The following is an 8,417-nucleotide window of genomic DNA, read 5'->3' on the forward strand; positions in this document are numbered from 1 at the left end:
CGCCCCTCAGGGAAGCAGGCGGAACAGCGTCACCTCGCGCAGCGTGCGGTCCTCGAGTTCCAGTGTCGTCGGCACGGCATGGCGGGCGAGGGGCTCCAAGCCCTGCCGCGGCAGGTAGGCGCGGCCGGGATCGGCGAGCAGCACCTCCGCCCCCGTCGCGGCGAGGCCGCGCAGCCAGGGCAGGATATGGGCCGTCATCGGCGCCTCGTAGCAGACATCCCCGGCGAGGATCACGTCCCACCGGCAGGGGGTGCCGACGATGTCGCCCTCGGGGGTTTCCACATGCACGCCGTTCAGCGCCGCGTTCAGCCGTACCGAGGCGAGGGCGAGGGGGTCGATCTCGGCGGCTTCCACCACCGCCGCGCCGGCCATGGCGGCGGCGACGGCGGCGATGCCGCAGCCCGCGGCGAAATCCAGCACCCGCTTGCCGGCGACGCGTGCCGGATCGTCCAGCAGCAGCCGCGCGGTGGCCTGGCCGCCGGGCCAGGCGAAGGCCCAGAAGGGCGGCTCGATGTTGTGTTCCTTCAGCCAGGTCTCGGTCGCCTGCCAGATCGGCGTGATCTCGCTGGCCAGGTGCAGGGCGATCTCCGGCACCAGAGCCGCGCGCGTGACCGTGGTGTGGGCGGTGACGAACTCCTCCGGCGTCACAGGCGGCCGACCAGGAAGGCGAGGGCGATGGCGAGGCCGACCTCCCGGTTCGCCTTGAACAGCCGCAGGCAGAGCGCGGGGTCGCGGATGTCCAGCATCGCGATCTGGCGGATCAGCAGCGCGGCGGGCAGCGCCAGCGCCGGCAGGAACCAGGCCGACAGTCCGGCGAGCCAGCCGGAGAGCGCCAGCAGCGAGACCGTCGCGGCGTAGCAGGCCGCCAGGAAGGGCCGCGTCCGCTCCCCGAAGTGCAGCGCGGTGGAGCGGATGCCGACCAGCGCGTCGTCTTCGCGGTCCTGGTGCGCGTAGATCGTGTCGTAGCCGAGGATCCAGAAGAAGCCCGCCGCCCAGAGGGCGATCGCCGCCACATCCAGTCCGCCCGTCACCGCCGCGTAACCCATCGGCGCAGCCCAGGAGAAGACCAGCCCGAGCATCGCCTGCGGGAAGTCCGTCACGCGCTTGGCGAGCGGATAGAGCGCGATGGGCACCAGCGACAGCACGCCGAGGATGATCGCCGCCCGGTTCAACTGGAGCAGGATCAGGAAGGAGACCAGCAGCACGCCGAGCAGGAAGGCCAGCGCCTGCTTCGGCCGCACCGCGCCCGAGGCGAGCGGCCGCCCCGCCGTGCGTTCCACCTTCCGGTCGAGGTCGCGGTCCCACAGGTCGTTCACCACGCAGCCCGCGCCGCGCATCAGCACTGCGCCGAGGCCGAACAGGAAGGTCAGCCACAGCCCGGTTCCCCAGGAAGGCGCGACCATGGCGAAGGCCCAAAGCCCCGGCAGGAACAGCAGCCAGGACCCGATCGGGCGGTCGAGGCGCATCAACAGCGCATAGGGGCGCCAGGATTCTGGCAGGCGCGCGACCCAGCCGCCGGCGCGGATGTCTGTGTATCCACTCACGGGCCGTATAAGGGGTAGGGAGCCCCAGCATGTCCACCCCGCGACTCTTCCTCGACGAATTCCTGGCCGAAGGCGCCGAGATCCCCGGCACGCCCGCCCAGGCCCACCACCTTGGCACCGTGCTGCGGCGCGCGGCGGGGGATGCCGTGGCCGTGTTCAACCCGCGGGACGGGGAATTCGCCGCGCAGATCGTCGCCTTGCGCAAGGATCGTTGCGTCTTCGCACTCGGCGCGCGGCTGCGAGCGCCGAGGGACGAGCCGGACCTGCGCCTGATGGTCGCCGCGTTGAAGCGGGATGCGCTCGACTGGGTGGTCGAGAAAGCGACGGAACTGGGCGCCGGCGTGATCCAGCCCGTCTTCACCCGGCGGACGGTGGTGGACCGGGTGAACGGGGAGCGCCTGGCCGCCATCGCCCGTGGCGCGGCCGAACAATGCGAGCGGCTCTCGGTGCCGGAGATCCGCCCGGCCCTGCCGCTCCATGCCGCGCTGGACGCCTGGGACGGCGCCCCCCTGCTGGTCGCGGCCGAGCGCCGGGGCGCCATGCCCGTTGGCCGCGCCGCCGCGGGGCTGAGCCTGCCCTGCGGTTGGCTGGTCGGCCCCGAGGGCGGGTTTGACGGGGCTGAGCTTGACGACGCGACCCGGCGTCCCTTTGTTACCGCGGTCGCCCTCGGCCCCCGCATCCTGCGGGCGGAGACGGCGGCGGTTGCGGGCCTTGCGGTGCTCCAGGCGCTGGCGGGGGACTGGACCGCGAATTGAACGTGCCGCGTCCTGCGGCGCCATCGGAAGGGCTGCATGTCGAATCCTGGCGAGTCGGATCCCACGCCGATCACCTCGGCGCGTCAGCTTGCCGGGTGGTTCGCCGCCGGATCCAAGCAGCGCGCGCAATGGCGCATCGGCACGGAGCACGAGAAATTCGGCTTCCGGCGCGACGACCTCTCCCCGCCGCCCTACGAGCCGGGCGGCATCCGCGCCATGCTGGAAGGGCTGACGGCCTTCGGCTGGGAGCCGATCCTCGACCGCGGCAACCCGATCGGGCTGAAGCGGGGCGAGGCCTCGGTCAGCCTGGAGCCGGGCGGTCAGTTCGAATTGTCCGGCGCGCCGCTCGCCACGCTGCATGAGGTGCGGGACGAGATCGCCGACCATCTGCGCGAGGTGCGGGAGGTCGCGGGACCGCTCGGCCTCGGCTTCGCGCCGCTCGGCTTCCACCCGCTCGCGACGCGCGAGCAGATGCCGTGGATGCCCAAGGGCCGCTACGCGATCATGCGGGAATACATGCCGCGGGTCGGCCACATGGGCCTCGACATGATGCTGCGCACCTGCACGGTGCAGGTGAACCTCGACTTCGGCGACGAGGCCGACATGGTCGAGAAGCTGCGCGTCTCGCTCGCGCTGCAGCCGCTCGCCACCGCGCTGTTCGCCAATTCGCCCTTCGCGGAAGGCAAGCCCAACGGGTACCGCACGCTGCGCGGCAAGGTCTGGACCGACACCGACCCCGACCGCACCGGCATCCCCGCCGTGGCCTTCGAGGACGGTTTCGGCTTCGAGCGCTTCGCCGACTGGGTGCTCGACGTGCCGATGTACTTCATCATGCGCGAGGGCCGCTGGATCGACGCCGCGGGCATTCCCTTCCGCGCCTTCCTCGAAGGCAAGGCCGCCGACCGGCTGGACGGCGAGACCGCGACGATGGGCGACTGGGCCGACCACGTCACCACCGTCTTCACCGATGTGCGGGTGAAGCGGTTCCTGGAAATGCGCGGTGCGGATGCCGGCGCGCCCGTGTATCTCACCGCGCTGCCGGCCTTCTGGGTCGGGCTGCTCTACGACGACGCGGCGCAGAAGGCGGCGCGGGCGCTGACCAAGGGCTGGAGCGTGGACGAACTCCGCGCCCTGCGGGACATGGTGCCGGCGCAGGCGTTGCAGGCCACCATCGGCGGCCGCAGGCTGCAGGACGTGGCGCGCGACGTGCTCGCCATCGCGCGGGACGGGCTGAAGGCGCGCGGGCTGGGCGAGGAGATCCACCTGGATCCGATCGATGCCATCGTCGCCACCGGCCAGACCCAGGCCGACCGCTGGCTCGAACGTCACGCCACCGCCTGGGGCGGCGACGTGTCGAAGATCTTCGCCGAAGCGGCGGCCTGACCGCCGCCGGAGCGGTTTCCGCAGGGTTGGAAATCGCTTTCGCCGTGCCGGAGCGGGCCTCTTCACGCAGACGGCTGGTTCTGGCCGCCTGCGATCCGCGCTTGCCGTTCAGCCGCGGCTCCCGGCGCTGCGGCCTGGGCCGGGGGAGCGGTCCTTCGAGCAGATACCGATCAGGTGAAATCACCTGATCGGGTAAGGATGCTCTCGAAGACATAGGTTTGGAGCGGCTGCCGTGAGCTCTTGCGAACGGAATCCACTCTAAGGCCAAGGCCGGGCCGACGGGATCATCGCGCGCGCTGGAGCATGCCGTAGAGGTCTCGCGGATCGTCGGGATCGGCGATCATGTCGAGATCCTCGTGGAAGTCCGTCCCGCGGATGCGCTCACGCAGGTAGCGCAGCGCCGAGAAATCCTCGATGGCGAAACCGACACTGTCGAAGAGGGTGACCTGGCGCTCGTCGTGGCGCCCGGGCCGTTCCCCGGTGACCACCTGCCAGAGCTCGGTGATCGGATAGTCCCTGCCCATCTGCTGGATCTCGCCCTCGATCCAGGTCTGCGGCGCATATTCCACGAAGGTGTCGGCACGCAGCAGGATGTCGCGGTGCAGCTCCGTCTTGCCTGGGCAGTCGCCACCGATGGCGTTGATGTGGACTCCCGCGCCGATCATGTTGTCGGTCAGGATCGTCGCGAACTGCTTGTCGGCGGTGCAGGTGGTGATGATGCCCGCACCCTCGATCGCGGCCTGCGCCGAGGCGCAGGGCAGGACGGCGAGCCCCGAGCCCACGAGGTTGCGGCGCGTCTTCTCGGTCGCCCGCGGGTCGATGTCGTAGAGGCGGACGGTGTCGATGCCGCAGACGGTCTTCATCGCGAGGACCTGGAATTCCGCCTGCGCGCCATTGCCGATCAACGCCATGGTGCGCGCGCCCTTCGGCGCCAGGTGCCGCGCGGCCATCGCCGAGGTCGCCGCGGTCCGCAGCGCCGTCAGCAGCGTCATCTCGGTCAGCAGCACGGGATAGCCGGTGGAGACTTCGGCCAGCATGCCGAAGGCGGTGACGGTCTGCAGGCCCTCGGCGATGTTCCTGGGATGGCCGTTGACGTACTTGAACCCGTAGATCGTGCCATCCGAGGTCGGCATCAGTTCGATGACGCCGTCGCGCGAATGGCTGGCGAGGCGCGGCGTCTTGTCGAAGCTTTCCCAGCGGCGGAAGTCGTCCTCGATGAGGTCGGCGAGTTCGCGCAGCATCGTCTCGATGCCCAGGTGATGGATCAGCCGCATCATGTTGTGCACGCTGACGAAGGGCACCATTGCCTTTTCGGAGGCGAGGGGGGCGGTCACGTCCGAGTCCTGTCCCGTCGTTGAACCAGGGCCGATCCTAGGGCAGCGGAGGTGCCGGTTGGAATCTCCGCGCGCGCCGGCCGGACTGCGCCGGCCTGCCATCGGCGTTGATGCGCCAGGCCCGTGCATGTCCCCCGAGACAGCGCGGAACGTTTTCGTCCTCCGCCGCATCCAAGTGACTGCCCACGGCGCAAAGCCCGTAATGGCACCAGGAGGACAGGCATGGATGCTCTCGTCACATCGATCGTCGATGCGCCCGGTTTCAGGGAGGACGCCGGCGGCGCCCTCCGGCCCTCTCGCGACGAGGCCGAGGCAGCCGTGCGGACGCTGATCCGCTGGGCCGGCGACGATCCCGGCCGCGAGGGGCTGGCAGGCACGCCGGACCGCGTCCTCCGTGCCTATGGGGAGTGGTTCGGCGGCTACGAGGAGGACCCGGTCGCGCTGCTCGAGCGGACCTTCGGGGAGAGCGGCGGCTATGATGGGATCGTGCTGCTGCGCGACATCCGCTTCGTGTCCCACTGCGAGCACCACATGGCGCCAGTCCTCGGCCGGGCGCATGTCGCCTACCTGCCCGGCGCCCGGGTCGTCGGCATCTCCAAGCTGACCCGGATCGTCGAGCTCTACGCCCGCCGGCTGCAGATCCAGGAACGGATGACGGCGCAGATCGCCGACGCGATCGAGACCGTGCTGCGGCCGAGGGGCGTCGCCGTCGCCGTCGAGGCCACCCATGGCTGCATGGTCACCCGCGGCGTCCACAAGCCCGGCGCGGTGATGGTCACGAGCCGCATGCTCGGCGCCTTCCGGGACCGGCCCGAGATCCGGGCGGAATTTCTCTCCGCTGCCGGGCTCGATCGGCGCGAGACTGCGGCCGGAAACCTTTTCGGCTGACCGGCATCGAATGCAGGGACGAGCGGGGAGTGAGCAGATGCGAGGACACCAGCATCCCAAGGCCGCGGGCGAAGCCGCCGATGCCGGGCTATCGGACGGCGAACTCGTCAGCCAGGCGCGCCGGGGCGAGGCGGGGGCGTTTCGCGAAATCATCCGACGCAACAACCGCCATCTGTTCCGCGCCGCGCGCAGCGTGCTGCGCGACGACGCCGAGGCCGAGGACGTGGTGCAGGAAGCCTATGTGCGCGCGTTCCGCGGGCTCGCCGGCTTCCGGGGCGACGCCAGCCTTTCGACCTGGTTGACGCGCATCGCGCTCAACGAGGCGTTCGGGCGGTTGCGTCGCCGGCGGACCACGGTCGATCTGGAACAGATCGAGGTGGCGCAGAAGGGCGGGGGGGCCAGCATCCTCATGTTTCCGACGGCGCTGGGAGGCGATCCCGAAGGCGCGGCGGCGCGGCGCGAGATCCGGCGGTTGCTGGAGCAGGCGATCGACGGCCTGCCCGAGGTCTATCGGCCGGTGCTCGTGGCCCGCGATGTCGATGGGCTGAGCGTCGAGGAGACGGCCCGGATCCTCGGCATCCGGCCGGAGACGGTCAGGACGCGCCTGCACCGCGCCCGGCGCCTTCTCCGAGCGGAACTCGACCAGCGGCTTGGAGATGCCTTGGGGGACGCCTTCCCCTTCGACGGCGCGCGTTGCACGCGGATGGCCGAGACGGTGCTGTCGCGACTTGGCCTCGCCGTGCCGGCGCCGCGAGGGTGACGGCGCCCGGCGGGCCCCAGGGCCGGTCGCCCTGAGCAACCCGCCGCCGCGTTTGCGATCGGAGGCGGCCAGGGTGCGGCGATGCGCCGGCGCCCCGGCCTTGCCCCCCTCCCGCAGTGGCCGCACGCTGCGCGCGGATGCGGGAGGATGCGCATGGATCTCAAGGGTGCGGTCGCACTGGTGACCGGCGGCAATGGCGGGCTCGGGCAGCGCATCTGCCATGCCCTCGCGCACGAGGGCGCGCACCTCGCCGTCACCTGCGCGCAGAACCGCGACCAGGCCGAGGACGTCGCCCGCGACCTCGCCGCGCGCCACGGGACCGAGGCGGCCGCCTTCGCCTGCGACGTCACCGACCAGGCCGCGGTGGAGCGGCTGGTGTCGGACGTCACCGCCCGTTTCGGCCGGATCGACATCCTCGTGAACGACGCCGCCTTCAACAAGGCGATCCCGTTCGACGACCTCGACGGCCTGACGCTCGATCTCTGGGACCGGATCATGGCGGTGAACCTCACCGGGCCGCTGCGCCTGATCAAGGCGGTGGCGCCGGTGATGAAGGCGCAGGGGCGCGGCCGCATCGTCAACATCTCCTCGGTGGCGGGGCTGGGGCCGAGCGGATCGTCCATCGCCTATGCGGTGTCGAAGGCGGGGCTCATCCACCTGACGCGCTGCATGGCGGTGGCGCTGGCGCCGACGACGCTGGTGAATTGCGTCGCACCCGGCTTGCTCGAGGGCACGCGCGCGACCGCCAACCTGCGGCCGGAGCAGGTCGAGCGGTCCGCCGCCGGATCCCTGCTGAAGAAACCCGCCGACAAGGACGACTGCGCCGACATGGTGGTCGCCATGTGCCGCACCGGGACCATGACGGGGCAGACGGTCGTCATCGATTCCGGCCGCGTCTTCCACTGATCCGCAGGCCGGGGAGCGGCGGGGCCGATGTCGCGCAAGGCCTGCGCGCCGCTGCGCGGGGAGCCGGACTGCCGCCTCCCGATATTCCGGCGCCTCGCGGTCGGGCCCGGCGTGGCGGTGCCTGGCGCCTGCCGCGGCACGCATGCCTGTCCCGACCGCGGCCCGCCTTTTCCCCCGGCGCGGACCCGCTAAAGAGCGAATGATGACGATGGAACGCCCTGCCGCGCATGGCCTCGACGCCCGCGCGCGGACCAACCTGCTGCTGCTGGCCTGCTGCCAGGCGACCGGGCAGGCCGCCAACACCATGATGTTCGCGGCGACGGCGCTGTCCGTCGTCACCTTCTACCCGGACCGCGAACTCGCCACGCTGCCGATGACGCTGCAGCACCTCGGCATCATGCTGTGGGTGTTCCCGGCCTCCATGCTGATGCAGCGGATGGGGCGGCGCTTCGGCTTCCGCGTCGGCTCGGTGTTCGGCATGGCGGGCGCGGCGGTGGTCGGCATCGGGCTCTACAACGCCAATTTCGTGATGATGTGCCTGGGCGGCGTCATCCTCGGCTACGCTGTGGCCGCCCTGCACATGTACCGCTTCGCGGCGGTGGAACTGGTGCCCGTATCGCACCGCGCCAAGGCGATCTCCTGGGTCACGGCGGGGGGTGTGCTCGCGGCGGTGATGGGGCCGTCGCTGGTGCGCTGGTCGCATGACCAGTGGGTGCCGATCTACCTCGCGACCTATGTGGTGATGGGGTTCATGCACCTCGTCGTCTTCATCGTGATGGGCTTCATCCGTTTCCCGGCGGCGCACGAGGCGCTGGCCGCGGGCGGCGGCGCCGGCGCCGAGCCCCCC

The 8,417-nt window shown here is 71.1% G+C and carries 9 protein-coding genes; 6 read left to right on the top strand and 3 right to left on the bottom strand.

What is annotated here, in order from left to right; genetic code table 11:
* Nucleotides 1-6: 6 nt before the first annotated feature.
* Together GXW76_RS12420 and ubiA are read right to left on the bottom strand one after the other, a co-directional pair.
* A complete protein-coding gene (locus tag GXW76_RS12420) occupies nt 7-648 on the bottom strand; it encodes a class I SAM-dependent methyltransferase (protein ID WP_211862334.1) in 642 nt (213 codons plus the stop codon).
* The gene (gene ubiA / locus GXW76_RS12425) at nt 645-1,544 is read right to left on the bottom strand and encodes a 4-hydroxybenzoate octaprenyltransferase (RefSeq protein WP_211862335.1); all 900 of its coding nucleotides are present in this window, start codon (nt 1,542-1,544) and stop codon (nt 645-647) included. The genes GXW76_RS12420 and ubiA overlap by 4 nt, the downstream gene beginning before the upstream one ends.
* A gap of 29 nt (nt 1,545-1,573) precedes the next feature.
* Here ubiA and GXW76_RS12430 point away from each other — a divergent pair, with 29 nt between their 5' ends.
* Nucleotides 1,574-2,299: a 16S rRNA (uracil(1498)-N(3))-methyltransferase gene (locus GXW76_RS12430; RefSeq protein WP_211862336.1), complete on the top strand. Its 726-nt coding sequence runs from the start codon at nt 1,574-1,576 to the stop codon at nt 2,297-2,299.
* Nucleotides 2,300-2,335: 36 nt separating this feature from the next.
* Nucleotides 2,336-3,682, top strand: coding sequence for a glutamate--cysteine ligase (locus GXW76_RS12435; protein ID WP_211862337.1), 1,347 nt, complete (start codon nt 2,336-2,338; stop codon nt 3,680-3,682).
* Nucleotides 3,683-3,966: 284 nt separating this feature from the next.
* On the opposite strand, the gene GXW76_RS12440 is transcribed toward GXW76_RS12435, so the two are convergent.
* On the bottom strand, nt 3,967-5,016 hold the full coding sequence (locus GXW76_RS12440; protein WP_456307106.1) for an ornithine cyclodeaminase: 1,050 nt from the start codon (nt 5,014-5,016) through the stop codon (nt 3,967-3,969).
* Nucleotides 5,017-5,238: 222 nt separating this feature from the next.
* Between GXW76_RS12440 and folE the strand changes: the two genes are divergently transcribed.
* The 4 genes from folE to GXW76_RS12460 form a co-directional block, all read left to right on the top strand.
* Nucleotides 5,239-5,904, top strand: coding sequence for a GTP cyclohydrolase I FolE (gene folE / locus GXW76_RS12445; protein ID WP_211862338.1), 666 nt, complete (start codon nt 5,239-5,241; stop codon nt 5,902-5,904).
* A 37-nt stretch (nt 5,905-5,941) separates the two neighbouring features.
* Nucleotides 5,942-6,664: an RNA polymerase sigma factor gene (locus GXW76_RS12450; protein ID WP_211862339.1), complete on the top strand. Its 723-nt coding sequence runs from the start codon at nt 5,942-5,944 to the stop codon at nt 6,662-6,664.
* A gap of 153 nt (nt 6,665-6,817) precedes the next feature.
* Nucleotides 6,818-7,570, top strand: coding sequence for an SDR family NAD(P)-dependent oxidoreductase (locus tag GXW76_RS12455; RefSeq protein WP_211862340.1), 753 nt, complete (start codon nt 6,818-6,820; stop codon nt 7,568-7,570).
* A gap of 208 nt (nt 7,571-7,778) precedes the next feature.
* The coding region (locus GXW76_RS12460) for an MFS transporter (protein ID WP_211862341.1) at nt 7,779-8,417 on the top strand (639 nt) is incomplete at its 3' end.

Origin of the sequence: Neoroseomonas soli (assembly GCF_018129065.1) — a bacterium.
Lineage (GTDB): Bacteria > Pseudomonadota > Alphaproteobacteria > Acetobacterales > Acetobacteraceae > Neoroseomonas > Neoroseomonas soli.